We start from the raw sequence: 19,403 nt of genomic DNA, 5'->3' as shown, positions 1-19,403 counted from the left end.
GAAAGCGTTCTCCTCCTCCAGCCGCGCCACTTCACGTTTGAGCCGTGCATGTTCGGCCAACTCCAAGCGTTGTGCCTGATCGTCCTGGTCGTGCCGCCGCGCCTGGGCGCGCCAACTGTACAGCTGGGCAGGCTGCAACCCCAGATCACGAGCCACCGTGGTTACCCCTTCTGTGGCCGCTCGCAACAGTGCCTGCTGCCTGAACTCCAGGCTGAACTCCTGCCCCTTTCTGCCTGCCTTGCTCTTGGTCATCGTCCACCTCCTATTGCGATAGTTAATCGCTTATAGGGGTGTCCGTGAAACGGGGGCAAGATCAACTCTCCGCTACATCGAAGGGGACTTCGTGCATCCCGGACCCTGGCCCGAAGAAGCGATGCACGCGCTCGGCCGGATGCTGCGCGGTCTGCACGATGCCACGGCGGACTTCGGGCCAGACGAGCCCCCCGTCTGGCGTCCCTGGTTCGGACGGACCCTGGGCTCCTACCGCCAGGTCATCGGCCACTGCGACTTCTCGCCATGGAACATTCTTTCCAGGCAACGCATGCCGGTTGCGGTGATCGATTGGGAAACAGCCGGCCCCGTCGACGCACTTGTGGAGTTGGGACAGGCATGCTGGCTGAATGCGCAACTCCACGATGAGGACGTGGCAGCCCTGAACGGCTTGGCGCCGCCAGCCAAGCGGGCGAAATATGCGGCTCTCATCTGCGATGGATACGAACTGCCTCGCCGAGAGGCCGCGCGGCTGATACAGGCCATGATCGACGTCGCGATCGCCGACACGGCAGAGCAGGCGATCGAAACTTGCGTGCGTCCTGAATCCAACGGGCCTCTGTGGGGACTTGCATGGCGTGCCCGGGCTGCCGCCTGGATGGTCAGGCAGCGTAGCCTGCTATTGGATGCCCTGTCTTGAGGAATACGGTCGCACAGGCTGCGGCCAACGTCGATCTACTACGGGTCCGATGGAAGGAACTGAAGCCTGCGCGCCAGCAGGCACTTCACCCTCACCGCCATCAAACGACAAGGCCCGCGGTGTCCGGCACCGCGGGCCTTGTCATGGAGGAGCGCTACAGCGATGGGTCAGGCTGCAGGCTTTTCGGTCTTGGAAGCAGCCGCGCCGTGGGCGTTGGTCTTGCCAGCCTTGGCGTGCTTCTTCGTGGTCTTCTTCGCCGTCTTGGCGGGCTTGGCAGTGTCCGAAGCGGTGGCGGCCGGGGCCGTCGCAGCAGTTGCCGGAGCGGTCGTTGCCGGGGTGGTCGTCGCCGGGGCGGCCGTGTTGGCAGGAGCCTGTGCGAAGGCGGTGCCGGCGAGGGTCAGTGCGATAGCGGCAGCCAGGGTCTGGATTTTCATGACATCACTCCTTGGTGGTCAGTCTGCATGGAGAAAAGCCTCCATGGTTGCCACAACGCGCCACCGCGCGGATGCGCACGACAGCCGAACACCACGCATTGGTAAGCAATTGTTCCGAGCTGCCGGAGAGGACGTTTGGGCACAATCCACCCACCATGCAACGACGCCATCTCCTCCTCGCCGCGGCCACCGCAGCCGCACCGCTGGGCTCCGCGCTCGCCCAGGCTCCCGCCGCCGGCCGCCATCCGATCCGCCTCGTCGTGCCCTATGCCCCCGGCGGCCCGCTGGACGTGACGGCCCGCGCGCTGGCCGAGCGCGCGCGCGATGCGCTCGGCACCATCATCATCGACAACAAGCCCGGCGCGGGGGGCAACATCGGCGCCGATGCGGTCGCCAAGGCCGCGCCCGACGGCTTCACGATCGGCCTCGCGGCCACGGCCACGCACGCGGTCAACCCCTGGCTCTACAAGCGCATGCCGTACGACGCGGCGCGCGACTTCGCGCCCATCACCCAGATGGTGCGCGTGCCCAACGTGCTGGTGGTCAACGCCGAGGCGGCAGACCGCCTGCACATCCGCACGCTGGCCGACCTGATCGCCTACGCGAAGAAGAACCCCGGCAAGCTCAACTACGGCAGCGGCGGCAATGGCAGCGCCGGCCACCTCGCGGGCGAGCTGTTCAAGCAGAAGGCCGGCATCTTCGCGGTGCACATCCCGTACAACGGCGGCAACCCGGCGCAGCTCGCGCTGCTGTCGGGCCAGGTCGACTTCAACTTCGACAACCTGGCCACGGCCGCGCCCAACATCCGCGCGGGCAAGCTGCGCGCGCTGGCCGTGACCACGCTGGCCGCCAGCCCCGCGCTGCCCGGCGTGCCGCCGGTGGCAGCCACGCTGCCGGGCTTCTCGATCGACACCTGGTGGGGCCTGGTCGCGCCCGCGGGCACGCCGCACGAGGTGATCGCGCGGCTCAACCAGGGCTTCGTCGCGGCCCTCAACGCGCCGGAGACCCGGACCCGGTTCGCCGCGCTGCTGGCCGAGCCGGTGCCGACGACGCCGGAGCAGTTCGGCGCCTTCATGAAGAGCGAACTCGCGAAGTACGAGTCGCTCGTCAAGGCGTCCGGCGCGCAGGTGGACTGAGACCCCGCGGCCGCGCCTCAGCTGCCGTCCCCGGCCGCGCTGCCGATGCGGCGCGAGACCACCTCCACCGACTGCACGCCCTCGACGGCCCGCAGCCGGGCCGCGAGGCCCGACATCTGCTGCGCGGACAGGCGCACCAACTGCACCGACACGCGGTCCGCCGCGCCGTCGGGCTGCGCGGCCACGACGAAGCGGCGCAGCTGCTCGGGCCGCAGCGCCAGGGCCTGTTCCAGCCGCTCGGGCTGCACGCTGCCGTGCGCGGCGGTGATGCGCAGGCTGCAGCTCTGGCTGCGTGCACGGTAGGCTTCCTCCAGCGGCTTCACGCCGGCCAGGATCACGAGGATCACCACGGTGGCCGCGCCGGCCGCGAAGAACAGCCCGCCGCCCACGGCAAGGCCGATGGCCGCCACCGTCCAGATGCTGGCCGCGGTGGTGAGCCCGCGCACGACCTCGCCGCGCGCCAGGATCGCGCCAGCGCCCAGGAAGCCGATGCCCGACACCACCTGCGCCGCTGCACGCGATGGATCGAGGACCACGTTCTTGCCCGCGAGGCTGTCGGCGAAGCCGAAGGCCGAGACGATCATGAACAGGCAGGCGCCGACGCAGACCAGCATGTGGGTACGGATGCCCGCGGCCCACAGCAATCGCTCGCGCTCGAAGCCCACCAGGCTGCCGAGCAGCGCGGCGACCAGGAGACGGATCAGGGTTTCGGAATGCGCGATGTGGGCCATCGGCCGATTGTTGGCAAGCGCGCCGGCCCGCACGTGACCAGCCGTAGCGCTTTCATACTCCCATGGGATATGGTCAAATGCCTCCATGGTACGCCGGCATCTGGCACATACCCCCCGACAAGGCCCGCCGTGGGCGACAGGCCTCAGGCCGGGCGGATGGCCCGGGCGGGCCTGCCGGCGGATTCAGCGCTCTGCCGGCGCCTGGGGCTTGAACAGCGCGGTCGCGCCGCTGGCCGCTGCGGCGGCGCCCACCGGCGGCTGCAGCACGGCGCGGCGGCGGCCGCGCACCGCACCCCAGGTCACCGCGATGATGAGCAGCGCGCTCAGCGCCACGAAGGTCGCACTGATCGGGCGCTGCACGAAGATGGCCATGTCGCCGCGCGACAGCAGCAGCGCGCGGCGGAAGTTCTCCTCCACCATCGGTCCGAGCACGAAGCCCAGCATGATCGGCGCGACCGAGAAGTTCAGCGCCATCAGCACAGCACCGATGAGGCCGAAGGCCAGCACCTCCCAGATCTGGAACAGGCTGTTCTGCGTGCTGAACACGCCCACCGCGATGAAGAACATCGCCGACGGGAACAGGTAGCGGTAGGGCACCTGCAGCATCTTCACCCACACGCCGATCATCGGCACGTTGAGCACCATGAGGATGACGTTGCCGATCCAGAAGCTCGCGATCAGGCCCCAGAAGACGTCGGGGTGTTCGCTGATGAGCTGCGGGCCCGGCTGGATGCCCTGGATCAGCAGCGCGCCCAGGATCAGCGCCATCACCGCGTCGCCCGGAATGCCCAGGCTCATCGTCGGGATGAAGTCGACCTGCGTCTTGGAGTGCGATGACGCCTCGGGCGAGGCCACGCCCGCGATCATGCCGGTGCCGAACTTCTCGGGCGTCCGGGATATCTTGCGCTCCAGCGCATAGGCGACGAAGGTGGTGATCGTCGGGCCCGTGCCGGGCATGGCGCCGAACAGCGTGCCCACGCCGGTGCCGCGCACCATGGGCCAGAACGCCTCCTTCAGCTCGCGCAGGCTCGGCCGCATGTCGCGGATGCGCAGGCGGGTGTTGCTCGAGATGATCTTCATCCGGTTCACGTTGAGCAGGAAATCGGCCACGCCGAACAGGCCCATGGCAATGGCGACCAGTTCGAGCCCGTCGGTCAGCTCGGAAATGCCCAGCGAGAAGCGGAAGGCGCCCGAGTTCACGTCGGTGCCCACGGCGCCGCAGAGCAGGCCGAACAGCGTCATCGCCACGCCCTTGATCGGCGAGCCGCGCGACATGGTCGAGCCGGCCAGCAGACCCAGCAGCATGATCGAGAAGATCTCCGCCGGACCGAACTTGAAGGCGATCTCGGTGAGCAGCGGCGAGGCGAAGACCATCACCAGGATGCCCACGGAGGCGGCGAAGAACGAGCAGATCATGGTGATGCCCAGGGCCGTGCCGCCCTTGCCGGCCTTGGTCATCGGGTAGCCGTCCAGGCAGGTCACCGCATGCGGCGGGTGCGAGGGCAGGTTCAGCAGGATGGCGCCGATCGCGCCGCCGTACTGCGAGCCGTAGAAGATGCCGGCGAGCATCAGGATCGCGGGCACGGGGTGCATCGCATAGGTCAGCGGCAGGAGGATGGAGATCGCCGACAGCGCCCCCATGCCGGGCAGCACGCCGATGAGGTTGCCCACCAGCACGCCGAAGAAGGACCACATCAGGTTGGTGCCCTGGAAGGCCACGCCGAAGCCGAACCAGAGGTCATGCAAGGCTTGCTGCATCGCTCAGTTCCCCCACTTGTAGAGCGGCAGCTGCAGCTGCAGCGCCCACCAGAAGACGATCGTGGCGACGATCATCATGGCTGCTGCCAGCAGGAAGGCCTGCAGCACGGTGTTGCTGCGGTCGCCCAGCGCCGAGATGAAGACGATGGCGAAGGTTGCGGGCAGCAGCCCGAAATATTCGCCCACGAACACGAAGGCCACGGTGCCCAGCACGATGCAGGCCGCGCCGCGGAGGTCCGGCAGGCCATGGGCATGGTCCGGCAGCGCGTCGGCCGCGCCGGACGACTTGCTGCGGGCGGTGGCTGCGATCACCACGCCGGTGAGTGCCAGCAGGATGCCGACGGCGCATGGGAACAGGCCCGGGCCCATGCGGGCGAGCGTACCGAGCCGGTAGCTGGTGCTGGCCCAGGCGGCGGCCAGGCCGATGATCACCATCAGGGCGCCGCCGTAGTAGTCCTTGTTGTTGCTGAACCGCGAGGTCACGGCCGCGGGCTCCAGTTCGTGCGGTCGCCCGCGCGCCGCGAGGGGGTGGGAAGGAACATTGCGCTTGTCTCCGATGCGAAGGAGGCGCAGTCTAGGAACCGAAGCTTCCAAAACGCTTCCAATGCCCGGCCGGGGCCGCCGGGGAGCCGCAAATTACGTGTTATCCCTCATGCGGCAGGCCCCTGCCGGGCTGCGGCTCGGACGCCAAGGCGCAACGTGGCCGGCGGCGCGGCGGGTTCGTTCACCTTCTCAGGCCGCAAGGGGCAGCACCAGCCGCGCGCACAGGCCCACGCCGCTGCCGTCGGCGCGCGGGTCGCCGTCGTCGAGCAGGATGTCGCCGTGGTTGCGCCGTGCATAGGCGCGCGCGATCGCCATGCCCAGGCCGGCGCCGCCGGCCGCAGCGGCTGCACCGCCGCCGGCGGACTGGCGGAAGCGGCCGAACACGTCCTCGCGGCGGCCCGCAGCGATGCCGGGGCCGTCGTCGCGCACCTCGGCGCAGGCCTGCCCGCCGCGCACGCAGGCCGCCACCGTGATGCGCCCGCCGGCCGGCACGTGCTGGATCGCGTTGTGCAGCAGGTTGGCCAGCGCCTCGTGCAGTTCGAGCGGCTGGGCCCGCACCGGCAGCGCCATCGGCGCGGATGCGGCATCGGCTGCCTCCGCGCCCCCGGCATCGTCGAAGCCCAGGTCGTGGCCGCGCTCGCGCGCCAGCGGCAGGTACTGCAGCACCACGTCGCGCGCGATCGCGTTGAGGTCGACGACAGCGGCGCCAGCCGCCCCGCCGGGGCCTTCGCGCTGCGCATGGGCGAGCGACAGCAGCTGGTCCGACAGCCGCCGGCTGCGCTCCAGCTGCGCGGCGATGGCCTGCAGCGTCTCGTGCTGCCGTGCAGGGTCGTGCTCGCGCAGCGCATAGCCGGCCTGCGTCGTCATGATGGCCAGCGGCGTGCGCAGCTGGTGCGAAGCGTCGGCCAGGAAGTCCGCCTGCCGGGCCAGCACGCGCCGGTGGTCGGCGATGTGCTGGTTGACCGCCTCGACCAGCGGCGCAACCTCGCCCGGCACCCCGCGGGCGTCGATCGGCTGCAGCTGGCCCGAACCCCGGGCCCGCAGCGCCGCCCGCAGGCGCTCCAGCGGCCGCAGCGTCCATACCAGGCCCAGCCAGACCAGGCATGCGGTGACGAGCACCATGCGCAGGCCCTGCAGCAGCTCGCGATGCAGCAGGGCCTGCCGGGCGCGCTCGCGGCGGCCGGTGCTTTCGGCAGCCTTCGCCACCAGGCGGTAGGCGTTGCCCATGCCATCGTGCACCACGCGCTGGAGCATCGCCACCCGCACCGCGTAGCCGTGGTACGTTGCCTCGTAGAACCCGATGGCGCCTGCCGCCGCCGCGCCATCGGAGGGCGGAAGGTCCGACGGGCCCAGGATCGCCCGGTTCGGTGCCGGGGCAGGTCCGTCGAGTGCCAGCAGGCCGACGTAGAGATGCTTGTGCAGCGCATGGGTGGACTCGAACATGCCCTCCACCGAGAACAGCCAGCCCATGTCGGGCTCGCCGGCGCCGTCGAGTGTCATGCCCTCACCGATCGCATAGAGCGGCTCGGCCAGCGCCTCGTCGTAGGCGGTCTGCAGCGACCGCGCCATCGTGCGGTAGTCGCTCCAGCTGTCCACGGCCAGCAGCAGGCACAGCACCGGCAGCAGGATCGCCAGCAGCCGCGTGCGGATGCCGTGGACCGCCGGCGCGGCGCGCTCAGGCATCGGCCGCCGGCTCCAGCAGATAGCCCAGGCCGCGCACGGTCACGATGCGGGCGCCCGCGCCGGTGAGCTTGCGGCGCAGCCGGTGCAGCACCTGCTCGATCGCATCAGGCCCGGCACTGCTGTCGTACGGGAAGACCTTGCCGAAGAGCTGCGCCTTACCCACCGGCTGGCCCACGCGCATGAGCAGCGCGGTGAGCGCCGCATGCTCGCGCGGGGTGAGCGCCAGCAGCTGGCCATGCAGCGTGAATGCCCGGCTGCCGGCGTCGTAGGCCAGGCCGCCGCACTCCAGACGCGGATGCTGGCGGCCGTGGCTACGCCGCACCAGCGCAGCCAGGCGGGCCTCCAGTTCCTCGATCGCAAAGGGCTTGGCGACAAAGTCGTCCGCGCCCAGGTTCAAGCCGCGCACCCGGTCGTTGAGGCTGCCCTGGGCGGTGAGGATCAGCACCGGCGTGCGTTCGCCGGCATCGCGCAGCGCTCCCAGCAGGTCGAAGCCGTGGCGGTCCGGCAGCCCCAGATCGAGCACGATGGCGTCGTATTCGGTGCCCACGGCCAGCAGCGCCTCGGCGGTGCGCGCATCCGCGGCCTGATCGGTGACAAAGCCGCTCTGCCCGAGCGCCCGCGCCAGCCAGGAGACCATCTCCGTTTCGTCTTCGATCAGCAGGATGCGCATGCAGGAACTCCGATGTCCAGGCCGGGCGCCATCGATCGGCACAGCGGCTCACCAGCCGCAGGCCAGCCGCGACACGGCCTGGCCGCGGACCCGGTCGAGCCAGCCAGGCTCGACCCGCGCCGGCGCGATCTCGGCCAGCGGCAGCAGCACGAAGGCGCGCTCGCGCATGCGCGGATGCGGCAGCGTGAGCACGGGGTCGTCCTGCACCGTGTCGCCGTGCAGCAGCAGATCGAGGTCGAGCGTGCGCGGCGCGTTGCGGTAGGGCCGCGTGCGGCCGTGGTCCTGCTCGATGCGCTGGAGCGCGGCCAGCAGGTCCCGCGGCGCGAGCAGGGTCTGCAGCTCGACCACCGCATTGAGGTAGTCCGGACCGCTGGAACCGATGGGCGCGCTGCGGTAGAGCGACGAGCGGCCGCGCAGCGCGGTACCGGGCAGCGCGGCCAGGGCACGCGCCGCGCCGGCCAGCGTCCGCCGCGCGTCGCCGAGATTGGCCCCCAGGCCGACGAAGGCGGTGGCCGAAGTCGTCATCTCCCGGGCCGCTCAGAAGGTGTCGATGAATCCGGCGTCGGCCGATGGCCCGCCAGAACGCGGACGATCCAGGCGCAAACCACAGACGTGGCCCCGGCCGCGGCGGGCATTTGCAACGCCGAGTGCATGTGTTCTGGCGAGGCCAGCGGGCATGGCGGGCTCGTTCACACCTTCTCAGCCGGCATCGTCGCCGCCCGAGGCCGGCGGCGCGGCAGCGGCATCCCCGCCCTCGCCTGCACCACCACCGATGCCGGCGGGCTTGCGACGGCGGCGCCGCTTGCGCGGCGCCTTGGTTTCGGCGGCTGCGCCTGCCCCGCCATCCCCGGGATGGCCGTCCTCGGGCTGCGCAGCGCCGTGCGCGGCGGCGTCGGGCGGAACCGGCGCGCGGCGCACGCGTGGTGCGTCGCGCTGGCGCTGGCGCTGCTCTTCGCGGGCCTGCTCGACCAGATCCTCGCGGCGCGCGGAATCGGCCGTGCTGAACTCCTGCCACCAGTCGGCCAGCGCCTCGTCGACCTCGCCGACGTCGGCGCGCAGGCGCATGAAGTCGAAGCCGGCGCGGAAGCGCGGCTGCTCCACCAGGCCGAACGGCGTGGAGCCCGAGCGCTTCTCGAAGCGCGGCTGCATGACCCAGATCTCGCGCATGTCGGCCGCGAGCTTGCCGCGGCCGGAGACGTCGCCGATGCGCTGGTCGAACACGCTGTCGATCGCGTCGAGCAACGCGGGGTACGGCGGCTGGCGCTGCTGGCGCTTGGCCCAGCCGTCGCGCACGTCGGACCAGAGCACGGCCGCGAGCAGGAAGCTCGGCGCCACCGGCTTGCCCTCGCCCACGCGGCGGTCGGTGTCGAGCAGCGCGGCCGCGACGAACGGCGTCTCGGCCCGCTCGACCACGAGGTCGAGCAGCGGATAGATGCCGCGCGCGAGGCCGAGCTTCTTCAGCTGCGCGACCGTGGCGACCGCATGGCCGGTCTGCAGCAGCTTGAGCATCTCGTCGAACAGGCGGCTCTGCGGCACGTCGGCCAGCAGCTGCTGCGAGGCCACGAGCGGTGCGGCCGTCTTTGCATCGAGCGTGAAGCCCGAGGCCGCGAGCTTGGCCGCGAAGCGCACGCCGCGGATGATGCGCACCGGGTCCTCGCGGTAGCGCGTGGCCGGGTCGCCGATCATGCGCAGCGTCTTCTTCTTCGCGTCCTTGATGCCGCCGTGGTAGTCGACCACGATCTGGCGCTCGGGGTCGTAGTACATCGCGTTGATGGTGAAGTCGCGGCGCACCGCGTCCTCCTCCTGCGGGCCCCAGACGTTGTCGCGCAGCACGCGGCCCGAGGCGTCCACCGCATGGTGCAGGCCGGCCAGCTCGCTTTTGCTGGTGCGCTCGTTGCCGGCGACCTGCTCGGCCGCGGCGTTGTCGAGGTAGGCGCGGAAGGTCGAGACCTCGATCACCTCATGCTCGCGGCCGCGGCCGTAGACCACGTGCACGATGCGAAAGCGCCGCCCGATGATGAAGGCGCGGCGAAACAGCGCCTCGACCTGCTCGGGCGTGGCGTTGGTGGCCACGTCGAAGTCCTTGGGCCGCAGGCCCAGCAGCAGGTCGCGCACCGCGCCGCCGACCACGTAGGCCTCGAAGCCGGCCTCTTTCAGCGTGTGCACCACGTCGAGCGCGCGGCGGTCGACCAGCGAAGGATCGATGCCGTGGACCTCCTGCGGCACCTCCACGCGCCTGCCGAAGTTCGGTCTGCGCGCGCCGCCCTTGGCCGCGGCGCCCTTGCCGAGCAGCTTGTCGATGAACGTTTTGATCATGAAAAAAGGTCCAGGGTGCGCCAGCCGCGCTCGGCGGCGACGGCCCGCAGGCGGGCGTCGGGGTTGGTGGCGACGGGCACGTCCACGCGCTCCAGCAGCGCGATGTCGTTGTAGGAGTCGGTGTAGAAGGTCGTGTGCACGTCGGCGAAGGTCTGGCCGCGGGCGGCCAGCCACTGCTCCATGCGCGTGACCTTGCCTTCGCGCGCCGAGGGCACGCCGAGGATCGCGCCGGTGATCCAGCCGTCCTCGCCGCGTTCGAGCTGCACGGCGATGAGTTCGGTCACGCCGAGGGCCGCGGCGATCGGGCCGGTGACGAACTCGTTGGTCGCGGTGACGATGACGATCTCGTCGCCCGCGTCGCGGTGCGACTGCAGGAGTGCCAGCGCCTCGGGCCGCAGCGCCGGGCCGATCACGTCGCGCATGAAGCCTGCATGGGCGAGCGCCGCAGCCTCGGCGCCGCGGCTGCGCACCGCGTCGGTGGCGAAGCGCACGTATTCGTCGATGTCGAGCGTGCCGGCACGGTAGTGGGCGAAGAACGCGTCGTTGCGCCGGGCGAAGTCCACCGGATCGGTCCAGCCGATGCGGCTGGTGTATTCGCCCCAGGCATGGTCGGAATCCAGCGGCAGGAGCGTGTGGTCGAGGTCGAACAGGGCCAGGCGGCGCGGAGCACCCGTGGCGGGAGAAGAGGAAGACAGGGTCATTCGGTCTCTAGCATCACCTTGAGCAGGGGTACCGTCACGGCGCGCTGGGCCCGCAGGGCAAAGTCGTCGAGGTGGTCGAGCAGCGTCATCAGGCTGCCGAGGTCGCGCGAGAAACGGTTGAGCATGAAGTCCACGACCTCGTCGCCCAGCACGATGCCGCGGGCGTCGGCCTCCTGTCGCAGCACGGCGCGGCGGGCCAGTTCGTCCAGCAGGTGGAGCTGGAACACATGGCCCCAGCCGAGGCGGCTGCGCAGGTCCTCGCGCAGCTTCAGGTCGGCCGGCGGCAGGCTGCCGGTGGCCAGCACGCGGCGCGGCACGCCCTCGGCGGGCGCGAGCGCGTTGACGAACCAGTTGAAGGCGCGCTGCTGCTGGGCCGCGTCGTACAGGTGCACGTCGTCGAGCAGCACGGCCTGCCAGTCCTCGTCGCAGGGCGGCGGGTTGTGCACCGACGGGTCGAGCCAGCCGATGGGGCTGCCGTCGGCCCGCAGCGCCTCGTAGGCGGCGCGCAGCAGGTGCGTCTTGCCGCTGCCGCTTTCGCCCCAGAGGTACAGCGGCACCGGCTGCGCGGCGCCGTGCGGATCCAGCCACTGCTGCAGATGGGTCAGCGCCGCGCCGTTGGCGCCGGCGAAGAAGCGCGCGATCGTGGGCGGCTGCGCGATGCCGATGTCCAGGGCAAGCTGCTTGAGTGGCACCGCCGGCGCCTCGTGGCGCGCGCCGCCGCGCCCGGCCTTGGCCGCGGCCCCCTGCGGCACGGCTGCGGCGGCGGTCGGACGGGGATGCGCGGACATGGAGCGGAAGACGAAAAAGAGAAAACGAGGGACGAAACGGAAGCGGACGCGCCGGCGCAGGGCTGGCAACCGCGCATTCTAGGCGCAGCGCGTCACCGGCCCCGGCGGCCATGCGCCGTCCGGCGGCTGCCCGTTTTTTGGACACGCCAAGGAACCCCCTTTGGAATCAACGGCTTGCAGCGCCCATACGCGGCTTGCCCCAAGTTGTCCACAGACTTCTCCAGCGCGGCCGTGGACAAGGGGGCCGGCGCCTCAGCGCGCCGTGTTCGCCGCCGTCTGGCCGAACAGCACCTTGCGGCTGTCCTCGTTGACCGTGGGCCGCTTGGCGTAGGGCTCGCCGGCGGCGTAGGCGCGGGCGGTGGCCGGGCGGGCGCCGATCGCGTCGAACCAGCGCTGGAGGTTGGGGAAATCGGCGATGTTCTGCTGCGGGCGCTGCCACGGCACGATCCACGGGTAGCTGGCCATGTCGGCGATGGTGTAGTCGTCGCCCGCGATGAACGGCCGGTCGGCCAGGCGGCGGTCGAGCACGCCGTAGAGGCGGTTGGTCTCGTTCACATAGCGCTGGATCGCGTACGCGATCTTCTCGGGCGCGTAGCTGCCGAAGTGGTGGTTCTGCCCGGCCATCGGCCCCAGGCCGCCCATCTGCCAGAACAGCCATTGCAGCACCTCGGTGCGGCCGCGCAGGTCGTGCGGCAGAAAGCGGCCGGTCTTCTCGGCCAGGTACAGCAGGATGGCGCCGGACTCGAACACCGACACCGGCGCGCCGCCGCCGGCCGGGTCGGTATCGACGATGGCCGGGATGCGGTTGTTCGGCGCGATGCGCAGGAACTCGGGCCGGAACTGCTCGCCCGCGCCGATGTTGACTGGATGAAGGGTGTAGGGCAGCCCCGCCTCTTCGAGGAAGAGCGCGATCTTGTGGCCGTTGGGCGTGGGCCAGTAGTGGAGTTCGATCATGGTCGGGCGAGTGTAGGAAGCGCCCATGACCCCTGCCCGGGGCGGGGAATCTAGTTCAAGGCTTTGCGCAGGGCGGCCGCGCGCTCGGCGATCTCGTCCACGTCGAGGCCGTTGGCCGCATGGCTGAGGTAGGACTCCAGGTCGGTCACCGCCTCGGCCATGCGGCCCTGCTCGGCCAGGGCCAGGCCGCGGTCGCGGTATTCGCCCCAGGCGCGCGGCAGCAGCGTGACCAGCCGGTTCTGCACCGCCACCAGCCGCGCCCAGTCCTGCTGCGCGCGGTGGATCTCCTTGAGGTTGCGCAGCATGCGGCCGATGATCTCGCGCGGCGTGGCCGCCTGCAGATAGGGCGCAAGCGGCGGCAGTCCCAGGTCCTCGGCCAGATGGGTGCCGACGCGGTAAGGTTCGAGCCGCTCGACCAGTTCCTCCTGGCTCAGCGAGCGGCCGCTGAACGGGTCCATCACCACCTGCCCGCGCGGCAGGTTGACCTTGACCATGAAGTGGCCCGGAAACCCCACGCCGCGCGCCTGCAGGCCCAGGCCCTGCGCCAACTCCAACCACAGCACGGCCAGCGAGATGGGAATGCCGCGCCGCGTGCGCAGCACGGCGTTGAGGTAGCTGTTGTCCGGGTCGTAGTAGTCGTTGACGTTGCCGGCGAAACCCAGGTCGCTGTAGAAGAACTGGTTGAGCGCGCGCAGCTTCTGCAGCGCGCCGGCATCGGCCGGCAGGCGGCGCTGGATGCGGGCCAGCAGCTGATCGACGTCGCCCAGCACCTGCTGCACGTCGAGCTCGGGGTATTCGTCCTGCGCGATGCTGGCGGCCGCTTCGAGCAGCGGGAAGTGCGCGTCGCTCTGCACCAGCGCGGCGAAGTACGACAGCGGGGAGGGGATGGTGATGCGAAGCGGCATGGACAGGTTGTACAACAAAGCCGCGCGCCGCTCCAGACAAACCCGGCCGCTCCGCGGTCATCTGCGATGATGCCCGCCGCAGCGCGCGCGTGTCGCCCGCTTTCACCCCATCCTCCGCCCAGTATCTCCATGCATATCTCCGAGCAAACCGTACTCGTCACCGGCGCGGGCCGCGGCCTGGGCCATGCCATCGCGAGGGCCTTCGCGCGCGAGGGCGCCCGCCTCGTCGTGCACTACCGCAGGAGCCGGGAGCCGGCCGAGGCGCTGGCGCGCGAGCTGGGCCCCGGGCGCGCTGTGGCGCTGGCCGCCGACGTGACCGATGCCGCCCAGGTCGCGGCGCTCTTCGCCCAGGCCCGCGCGCACTTCGGCCGCGGCGTGAGCACGGTGGTCAACAACGCGCTGGCGGATTTCTCGTTCAACGGCGATGCGCGCGCCAAGGCCGGCGAGATCGCCTGGAGCGACTTCGCCGCGCAGTTCGACGGCAGCGTGCGCGGCGCGCTGCACACGCTGCAGGCGGCGCTGCCGGGCATGCGCGCGCAGGGGTTCGGGCGCATCGTCAACATCGGCACCAACCTGTTCCAGAACCCGGTCGTGCCGTACCACGACTACACCGCCGCCAAGGCCGCCCTGCTCTCGCTCACCCGCACCGCGGCGGCCGACCTGGGGCCCGACGGCATCACGGTCAACATGCTCTCGGGCGGGCTGCTGCGCACCACCGATGCCAGCGCGGCCACCCCGGAGGCGGTGTTCGACCTGATCGCCGCCTCGACGCCGCTGCGCCGCGTGACCACGCCGGAAGAATTCGCCGACGCGGTGCTGTTCTTCGCCTCGCCGTGGGCGCGGGCGGTGACCGGGCAGAACCTCGTCGTCGACGGCGGGCTGGTCAAGAACTGACTTATACTACCCCTAGCAGCCTTCTACAGCGCTTATGAAATAACCGCTGCAGGCTCATACTCCCCTAGCGATGCAGGAGCTGGCGCAGCTTGAGCCCTGCGGCCCAGGCAGCGCCGAAGTACACCGCCGCGCCGCCCGCGAGCAGCCCGGCCAGCAGCCCGATGCGGTGCAGCGGCTGCGCCCGCAGGCCGACCCAGTCGAAGCTGTGCGCGCCCCAGACCAGGAACACCGCCAGCAGCGCGCTGGCGGCCACCACCTGCAGGGCGTACAGGCCCCAGCCCGGCAGCGGCCGGTAGCTGCCGCGGCGGATCAGCCCGGCCAGCAGCCAGCCGGCGTTGACCAGCGCGCCGATGCCGATCGACAGCGTGAGCGCCGCATGCGCCATCACCGGCACCAGCAAGAAGTTCAGCAGCTGCGTGAGCACCAGCACGCCGATGGCGATGAAGGCCGGCGTGCGGATGTCCTGGTTGGCGTAGTAGCCCGGCCCCAGCACCTTGATCGCGACGAAGCCCAGCAGCCCGGTGCCGTAGCCCATGAGCGACAGCGCGGTCTGCTGCACGTCGTGGTCGCTGAAGGCGCCGTAGTGGTAGAGGCCGGTGACCAGCGGCGTGGCGAAGGTCAGCAGCCCGACGGCGCTCGGCAGCGCCAGCAGCACGACGAGCCGCAGGCCCCAGTCGAGCATGGCCGAATAGCGGTCGCCGTCGTTGGACGCGCGGGCCGCGGCGAGCTGCGGCATCAGCACCACGCCCAGCGCCACGCCCAGCAGCGCGACCGGGAACTCCATCAGCCGGTCCGAATAGCTGAGCCAGCTCACGCTGCCAGGCGGCAGGTGCGAGGCGATCTGCGTATTGATCAGCAGCGACAGCTGCGCCACGCTCACGCCCAGCAGCGCCGGCAGCATCAGCCGGGCCACGCGGCGCGTCCCCGGGTCGGCCCAGGCCGCGCGCAGCCCGGCCGCGCCCAGCCGCAGGCGCGGCAGCAGGCCCAGGCGCTTGAGCGACGGCAGCTGCACCAGCAGCTGCAGCAGGCCGCCGGCCATCACGCCCGCAGCCAATGCGTAGATCGGCTCGATGCCCACTGCGGCCAAGCGCGGTGCGCCCCACCACATGCCGAGAATCATGCTGAGGTTGAGCAGCACCGGCGTGACCGCCGACACCGCATAGCGCCGCCATGTGTTGAGGATGCCCGAGGCCAGCGCCACCAGCGACATGAAGCCGATGTAGGGGAACATCCAGCGCGTGAGCCGCACCGCGGCGTCGAGCCCCTCGGGGTTCTTCTCGAAGCCGCTGGCCATGGCCCAGACCAGCAGCGGCGCCCCGACCACGCCCGCGATGCAGGTCAGCAGCAGCACCGCCGTCAGCAGCGAGGCCACGTGGCCGATCAGCCGGCGCGTGGCGTCCTCGCCATGCTCGGCCTTCGACGCGGCCAGCACCGGCACGAAGGCCTGGCTGAAGGCGCCCTCGGCGAACAGCCGGCGGAACAGGTTGGGAATGCGGAAGGCGACGTTGAACGCGTCGGTCATCGCGCTCACGCCGAAGACCGAGGCCATGAGCAGCTCGCGCGCGAGGCCGGTGATGCGGGAGGCCAGGGTCAGCAGCGAGACGGTGGAGGCGGCTTTGAAGAGCGACACCGGCGGGAGTGTAGTCGCTTATAATCTCGGGCTTTGCTTTTGCCGCCGGCAACATCCTCAGACACCAAGGAACACTGAAATGGCATCTACGAAACCCAAGAAGAAGAACCCGCGCCTGGCCTCGGGCCGCAAGCGCGTCCGCCAGGACATCAAGCTCAACGCAGCGAACACCTCGCTGCGTTCGAAGTACCGCACCGCGGTCAAGAATGTCGAGAAGGCCGTCGCCGCCGGCGACAAGGCCAAGGCCACCGAAGCCTTCGCCCGCGCCCAGAGCGTGGTCGACGCGGTGGCCGACAAGGGCATCTTCCACAAGAACAAGGCATCGCGCGACAAGAGCCGCCTGGCTGCCAAGGTCAAGGCCCTGGCACTCGCCGACAAGGCCGCCGCCTGACGCATTCAGGCAAACAGCCCGGGACGGCCTCGCGGCCGGCCTGCCGTTTGTAAAGGGTGCGCTGCCGGCACCTTCGAGGCACCAGCAAAAAGCAAAACGGGAAACCGCCTTCGGGCGGTTTTTTCGTTGGTGGAAGGGCAACCGAGGCGGGTCGGACACGAACAGGAGGCCGCCGCTAAACTGGTTCACTTTCCCCTTCCCCCGGTACAGCGACCATGCCTCCACCACAACACACAGCCACAGGGGCTGCCATCGGCGTCATCGGCGGCGGGCTGATGGGCGTCGGCATCGCGGTCCGGTTCGCGCTCGCGGGCCATGCAACCACGGTGGTCGAAACGAATGCCGGGCGTGCCGGCGGCGTCGCCGCGATCGCGGCCGGCATCCTCGACGAGCTGGCCGAGGCCGGCCTCGTCGACGGACCGCAGCGGCAGGCCGCGCTCGGCCGGCTGGCCGTGTCGGGCGCGCTGGCGGACGTGGCCGCCGCCGACGCCGTGATCGAAGCCATCCCCGAGGTGCTGGAGGCCAAGCATGCGCTCTACGCGAAGCTGGAGCCTCTGCTCGCCCCTGGCGCAGTGATCGCCAGCAACACCAGCGGCTTCGCGCCCGACGTGCTGTCGGCCGGCCTGCGCCTTCCCGAGCGCTTCCTGATCGGGCACTTCTGGAACCCGCCGCACGCGATCCCGCTGGTCGAGGTGGTGCCCGGCAGCGCGACCGATCCGGCCGTGGCCCAGCGCTTCGCGGCCTTGCTCACGCAGGCCGGCGCGGAGGCGGTCGTGCTGAAGGCCGCGATTCCCGGCTTCATCGGCAACCGGCTGCAGTTCGCCGTCCTGCGCGAGGCGCTGCACATCGTGCGGTCCGGCGTCGCCACGGCCGACGAGGTGGACCGGGTGATGAAGGCCTCGCTCGGCCGCCGCTACGGCCTCATGGGCCCGCTCGAAGTGGCCGACCTGGGCGGCCTCGGCACCTTCCTGTCGATCGCCAGCCACCTGATGCCCGACCTCGCCAGGGACCAGGAACCGCTGGAACTGCTGCGCGAACTGGTGGAAAAGGGCCGGCTCGGCGCCGCCACCGGCCAGGGTTTCTACACCTGGGACGACGCGCGCCGCGAGCACCTCAAGGACGTGCGCCGGCAGCAACTCGCCGCGCTGCGCTGACGCGCACTGCCGCCGGCCACCGCCACGGATGCCCCAGCCAGCCGAGGCACCCTCTCCCGCTTGTCCATCTGCAAGGGTCCACACCGTGTTCTTCATCCTGGTCCTCGCCGCCCTCGGCTTTCTCATGCTGGCCGCCTACCGCGGCTACAGCGTCATCCTCGTGGCGCCGCTGGCGGCCATCGCCGCAGTGCTGCTCACCGAGCCGTCGGCCGCGCTGCCGGTGTTCTCCGGCCTCTTCATGGAGAAGATGGTCGGCTTCGTGAAGCTGTACTTCCCGGTCTTCCTGCTCGGCGCCGTGTTCGGCAAGGCGATCGAGCTGGCCGGTTTCTCTGAAGCCATCGTGGCCGCGGCCATCCGCTACATCGGCCGCACCCGCGTCAACGCGGTGATCGTGGCCGTGTGCGCGCTGCTGACCTACGGCGGCGTGTCGCTGTTCGTCGTGGTGTTCGCGGTCTACCCGTTCGCAGCCGAGCTGTACCGCCAGAGCGGCATACCGAAGCGGCTGATGCCGGGCGCGATCGCGCTGGGCGCGTTCTCGTTCACCATGGATTCGCTGCCGGGCACGCCGCAGATCCAGAACATCATCCCGACCACCTTCTTCAAGACCACCGCCTGGGCCGCTCCGGTGCTCGGCGTGCTGGGCTCGGTCTTCATCATCGTCGTGGGCCTGGCCTATCTCGAATGGCGACGCCGCGCCGCGATGGCGGCCGGCGAGGGCTACGGCACCGCGCTGCGCAACGAGCCCGAGCGCACCGGCAGCGGCGACCTGCCGCATCCGCTGCTGGCCCTGGCGCCGCTGGTGCTGGTGGGCGTGGCCAACTTCGCGCTCACGAGGCTGATCCCGCAGTGGTACGGCGACAGCTACACCGTCAACCCTGAACTGCTGCCCGGCCTGGCCGCGCCGGTGGCCACACCGGTCAAGACCGTGGTCGCCATCTGGGCGGTGGAATGCGCACTGCTGCTGGGCATCGTCTTCGTGGTCGCCACAGGGTTCCGGCGGCTGCACGCGCGCTTCGCCGAAGGCAGCAAGCCGGCCGTGTCGGGCGCCCTGCTCGCCTCGCTGAACACCGCGTCGGAATATGGCTTCGGCGGCGTGATCGCGGCGCTGCCGGGCTTCGTCGTCGTGGCCGATCTGCTCAAGAGCATTCCCAACCCGCTGGTCAACGCGGCCGTGTCGGTGAGCGCGCTGGCCGGCATCACCGGCTCGGCCTCGGGCGGCATGAGCATCGCGCTGGCAGCCATGTCCAACCTGTTCATCGCGGGCGCCGAGGCAGCTCGCATTCCGATGGAGGTGCTGCACCGCGTGGTCGCGATGGCCAGCGGCGGCATGGACACGCTGCCGCACAACGGCGCGGTCATCACGCTGCTGGCGGTGACCGGGCTCACGCACCGCGAGTCGTACCGCGAGGTCTTCGCCGTCACCGTCATCAAGACGCTGGCGGTGTTCTTCGTGATCGCGGTGTACTACCTGACCGGGCTGGTGTAGGACTGATCTTGCCCCCGTTTCACGGACACCCCTATAAGCGATTAACTATCGCAATAGGAGGTGGACGATGACCAAGAGCAAGGCAGGCAGAAAGGGGCAGGAGTTCAGCCTGGAGTTCAGGCAGCAGGCACTGTTGCGAGCGGCCACAGAAGGGGTAACCACGGTGGCTCGTGATCTGGGGTTGCAGCCTGCCCAGCTGTACAGTTGGCGCGCCCAGGCGCGGCGGCACGACCAGGACGATCAGGCACAACGCTTGGAGTTGGCCGAACATGCACGGCTCAAACGTGAAGTGGCGCGGCTGGAGGAGGAGAACGCTTTC

21 protein-coding genes are annotated in these 19,403 nt (G+C 70.4%); 7 read left to right on the top strand and 14 right to left on the bottom strand.

What is annotated here, in order from left to right; genetic code table 11:
* The coding region (locus GAK38_RS20735) for a transposase (RefSeq protein ID WP_291781585.1) at nucleotides 1–252 on the bottom strand (252 nt) is incomplete at its 3' end.
* Between the two features lie 121 nt (nucleotides 253–373).
* Here GAK38_RS20735 and GAK38_RS20730 point away from each other — a divergent pair.
* The gene (locus tag GAK38_RS20730) at nucleotides 374–910 is read left to right on the top strand and encodes a phosphotransferase (protein ID WP_325346836.1); all 537 of its coding nucleotides are present in this window, start codon (nucleotides 374–376) and stop codon (nucleotides 908–910) included.
* A 167-nt stretch (nucleotides 911–1,077) separates the two neighbouring features.
* Here GAK38_RS20730 and GAK38_RS20725 read toward each other — a convergent pair whose 3' ends face one another.
* Nucleotides 1,078–1,344 carry a hypothetical protein gene (locus GAK38_RS20725; RefSeq protein WP_325346835.1) on the bottom strand — a complete coding sequence of 89 codons (267 nt, stop codon included), beginning with the start codon at nucleotides 1,342–1,344 and terminating at the stop codon, nucleotides 1,078–1,080.
* A gap of 155 nt (nucleotides 1,345–1,499) precedes the next feature.
* Between GAK38_RS20725 and GAK38_RS20720 the strand changes: the two genes are divergently transcribed.
* Nucleotides 1,500–2,480 (top strand): Bug family tripartite tricarboxylate transporter substrate binding protein, encoded by a 981-nt coding sequence (locus GAK38_RS20720; protein WP_325346834.1) that lies wholly within the window; start codon nucleotides 1,500–1,502, stop codon nucleotides 2,478–2,480.
* A gap of 17 nt (nucleotides 2,481–2,497) precedes the next feature.
* On the opposite strand, the gene GAK38_RS20715 is transcribed toward GAK38_RS20720, so the two are convergent.
* From GAK38_RS20715 to GAK38_RS20665, 11 genes are all read right to left on the bottom strand, one after another.
* Nucleotides 2,498–3,211 (bottom strand): MgtC/SapB family protein, encoded by a 714-nt coding sequence (locus GAK38_RS20715; RefSeq protein WP_325346833.1) that lies wholly within the window; start codon nucleotides 3,209–3,211, stop codon nucleotides 2,498–2,500.
* 183 nt (nucleotides 3,212–3,394) lie between these two features.
* Nucleotides 3,395–4,969 (bottom strand): tripartite tricarboxylate transporter permease, encoded by a 1,575-nt coding sequence (locus GAK38_RS20710; RefSeq protein ID WP_325346832.1) that lies wholly within the window; start codon nucleotides 4,967–4,969, stop codon nucleotides 3,395–3,397.
* A gap of 3 nt (nucleotides 4,970–4,972) precedes the next feature.
* Nucleotides 4,973–5,404, bottom strand: a complete 432-nt coding sequence (locus tag GAK38_RS20705) for a tripartite tricarboxylate transporter TctB family protein (protein WP_325346837.1) — start codon at nucleotides 5,402–5,404, stop codon at nucleotides 4,973–4,975.
* Nucleotides 5,405–5,701: 297 nt separating this feature from the next.
* Nucleotides 5,702–7,195 carry a sensor histidine kinase gene (locus tag GAK38_RS20700; RefSeq protein WP_325346831.1) on the bottom strand — a complete coding sequence of 498 codons (1,494 nt, stop codon included), beginning with the start codon at nucleotides 7,193–7,195 and terminating at the stop codon, nucleotides 5,702–5,704.
* Nucleotides 7,188–7,865 carry a response regulator gene (locus GAK38_RS20695; protein ID WP_325346830.1) on the bottom strand — a complete coding sequence of 226 codons (678 nt, stop codon included), beginning with the start codon at nucleotides 7,863–7,865 and terminating at the stop codon, nucleotides 7,188–7,190. Before GAK38_RS20695 ends, GAK38_RS20700 begins: the two co-directional genes overlap by 8 nt.
* 48 nt (nucleotides 7,866–7,913) lie before the next feature.
* The gene (gene folK / locus GAK38_RS20690; protein ID WP_325346829.1) at nucleotides 7,914–8,390 is read right to left on the bottom strand and encodes a 2-amino-4-hydroxy-6-hydroxymethyldihydropteridine diphosphokinase; all 477 of its coding nucleotides are present in this window, start codon (nucleotides 8,388–8,390) and stop codon (nucleotides 7,914–7,916) included.
* 174 nt (nucleotides 8,391–8,564) lie between these two features.
* Nucleotides 8,565–10,181 (bottom strand): polynucleotide adenylyltransferase PcnB, encoded by a 1,617-nt coding sequence (gene pcnB / locus GAK38_RS20685; protein ID WP_325346828.1) that lies wholly within the window; start codon nucleotides 10,179–10,181, stop codon nucleotides 8,565–8,567.
* Nucleotides 10,178–10,882 (bottom strand): HAD family hydrolase, encoded by a 705-nt coding sequence (locus tag GAK38_RS20680; protein WP_325346827.1) that lies wholly within the window; start codon nucleotides 10,880–10,882, stop codon nucleotides 10,178–10,180. The genes pcnB and GAK38_RS20680 overlap by 4 nt, the downstream gene beginning before the upstream one ends.
* A complete protein-coding gene (gene hda, locus GAK38_RS20675; RefSeq protein ID WP_325346826.1) occupies nucleotides 10,879–11,670 on the bottom strand; it encodes a DnaA regulatory inactivator Hda in 792 nt (263 codons plus the stop codon). The genes GAK38_RS20680 and hda overlap by 4 nt, the downstream gene beginning before the upstream one ends.
* Nucleotides 11,671–11,922: 252 nt before the next feature.
* On the bottom strand, nucleotides 11,923–12,624 hold the full coding sequence (locus tag GAK38_RS20670) for a glutathione binding-like protein (protein ID WP_325346825.1): 702 nt from the start codon (nucleotides 12,622–12,624) through the stop codon (nucleotides 11,923–11,925).
* A gap of 50 nt (nucleotides 12,625–12,674) precedes the next feature.
* Nucleotides 12,675–13,529, bottom strand: a complete 855-nt coding sequence (locus tag GAK38_RS20665) for a SirB1 family protein (RefSeq protein WP_325346824.1) — start codon at nucleotides 13,527–13,529, stop codon at nucleotides 12,675–12,677.
* A 129-nt stretch (nucleotides 13,530–13,658) separates the two neighbouring features.
* Here GAK38_RS20665 and GAK38_RS20660 point away from each other — a divergent pair, with 129 nt between their 5' ends.
* Nucleotides 13,659–14,423 (top strand): 3-oxoacyl-ACP reductase, encoded by a 765-nt coding sequence (locus GAK38_RS20660; protein ID WP_325346823.1) that lies wholly within the window; start codon nucleotides 13,659–13,661, stop codon nucleotides 14,421–14,423.
* Between the two features lie 64 nt (nucleotides 14,424–14,487).
* Here the strand turns inward: GAK38_RS20660 and murJ are convergent, their stop codons facing one another.
* Entirely contained in the window at nucleotides 14,488–16,053 is a 1,566-nt protein-coding gene (murJ, locus tag GAK38_RS20655; RefSeq protein ID WP_325346822.1) for a murein biosynthesis integral membrane protein MurJ, read from the bottom strand.
* 79 nt (nucleotides 16,054–16,132) lie between these two features.
* On the opposite strand from murJ, the gene rpsT reads away from it, so the two are divergent.
* The 4 genes from rpsT to GAK38_RS20635 form a co-directional block, all read left to right on the top strand.
* On the top strand, nucleotides 16,133–16,444 hold the full coding sequence (gene rpsT, locus GAK38_RS20650) for a 30S ribosomal protein S20 (RefSeq protein ID WP_325346821.1): 312 nt from the start codon (nucleotides 16,133–16,135) through the stop codon (nucleotides 16,442–16,444).
* Between the two features lie 215 nt (nucleotides 16,445–16,659).
* Nucleotides 16,660–17,598 (top strand): 3-hydroxyacyl-CoA dehydrogenase family protein, encoded by a 939-nt coding sequence (locus GAK38_RS20645; protein ID WP_325346820.1) that lies wholly within the window; start codon nucleotides 16,660–16,662, stop codon nucleotides 17,596–17,598.
* A gap of 85 nt (nucleotides 17,599–17,683) precedes the next feature.
* Entirely contained in the window at nucleotides 17,684–19,084 is a 1,401-nt protein-coding gene (locus GAK38_RS20640; RefSeq protein ID WP_325346819.1) for a GntP family permease, read from the top strand.
* Nucleotides 19,085–19,151: 67 nt separating this feature from the next.
* Nucleotides 19,152–19,403, top strand: a 252-nt coding sequence (locus GAK38_RS20635; RefSeq protein WP_291781585.1) for a transposase, incomplete at its 3' end; no start/stop codon positions are given.

The sequence above is a fragment of the Xylophilus sp. genome (genome assembly GCA_009914555.1).
Classification (GTDB): Bacteria; Pseudomonadota; Gammaproteobacteria; order Burkholderiales; family Burkholderiaceae_C; genus WNDY01.
The sequence above is the reverse complement of the archived record's forward strand: the minus strand, read 5'-3'. Positions and strand labels throughout refer to the sequence as shown.

Excerpts from the sequence above, each read along its gene's own strand:
- GAK38_RS20730 (WP_325346836.1), top strand. The coding sequence starts at position 374 with ATGCACGCGCTCGGCCGGATGCTGCGCGGTCTGCACGATGCCACGGCG.
- GAK38_RS20725 (WP_325346835.1), bottom strand. The coding sequence starts at position 1,344 with ATGAAAATCCAGACCCTGGCTGCCGCTATCGCACTGACCCTCGCCGGC.
- GAK38_RS20720 (WP_325346834.1), top strand. The coding sequence starts at position 1,500 with ATGCAACGACGCCATCTCCTCCTCGCCGCGGCCACCGCAGCCGCACCG.
- GAK38_RS20715 (WP_325346833.1), bottom strand. The coding sequence starts at position 3,211 with ATGGCCCACATCGCGCATTCCGAAACCCTGATCCGTCTCCTGGTCGCC.
- GAK38_RS20710 (WP_325346832.1), bottom strand. The coding sequence starts at position 4,969 with ATGCAGCAAGCCTTGCATGACCTCTGGTTCGGCTTCGGCGTGGCCTTC.
- GAK38_RS20705 (WP_325346837.1), bottom strand. The coding sequence starts at position 5,404 with ATGGTGATCATCGGCCTGGCCGCCGCCTGGGCCAGCACCAGCTACCGG.
- GAK38_RS20700 (WP_325346831.1), bottom strand. The coding sequence starts at position 7,195 with ATGCCTGAGCGCGCCGCGCCGGCGGTCCACGGCATCCGCACGCGGCTG.
- GAK38_RS20695 (WP_325346830.1), bottom strand. The coding sequence starts at position 7,865 with ATGCGCATCCTGCTGATCGAAGACGAAACGGAGATGGTCTCCTGGCTG.
- folK (WP_325346829.1), bottom strand. The coding sequence starts at position 8,390 with ATGACGACTTCGGCCACCGCCTTCGTCGGCCTGGGGGCCAATCTCGGC.
- pcnB (WP_325346828.1), bottom strand. The coding sequence starts at position 10,181 with ATGATCAAAACGTTCATCGACAAGCTGCTCGGCAAGGGCGCCGCGGCC.
- GAK38_RS20680 (WP_325346827.1), bottom strand. The coding sequence starts at position 10,882 with ATGACCCTGTCTTCCTCTTCTCCCGCCACGGGTGCTCCGCGCCGCCTG.
- hda (WP_325346826.1), bottom strand. The coding sequence starts at position 11,670 with ATGTCCGCGCATCCCCGTCCGACCGCCGCCGCAGCCGTGCCGCAGGGG.
- GAK38_RS20670 (WP_325346825.1), bottom strand. The coding sequence starts at position 12,624 with ATGATCGAACTCCACTACTGGCCCACGCCCAACGGCCACAAGATCGCG.
- GAK38_RS20665 (WP_325346824.1), bottom strand. The coding sequence starts at position 13,529 with ATGCCGCTTCGCATCACCATCCCCTCCCCGCTGTCGTACTTCGCCGCG.
- GAK38_RS20660 (WP_325346823.1), top strand. The coding sequence starts at position 13,659 with ATGCATATCTCCGAGCAAACCGTACTCGTCACCGGCGCGGGCCGCGGC.
- rpsT (WP_325346821.1), top strand. The coding sequence starts at position 16,133 with ATGGCATCTACGAAACCCAAGAAGAAGAACCCGCGCCTGGCCTCGGGC.
- GAK38_RS20645 (WP_325346820.1), top strand. The coding sequence starts at position 16,660 with ATGCCTCCACCACAACACACAGCCACAGGGGCTGCCATCGGCGTCATC.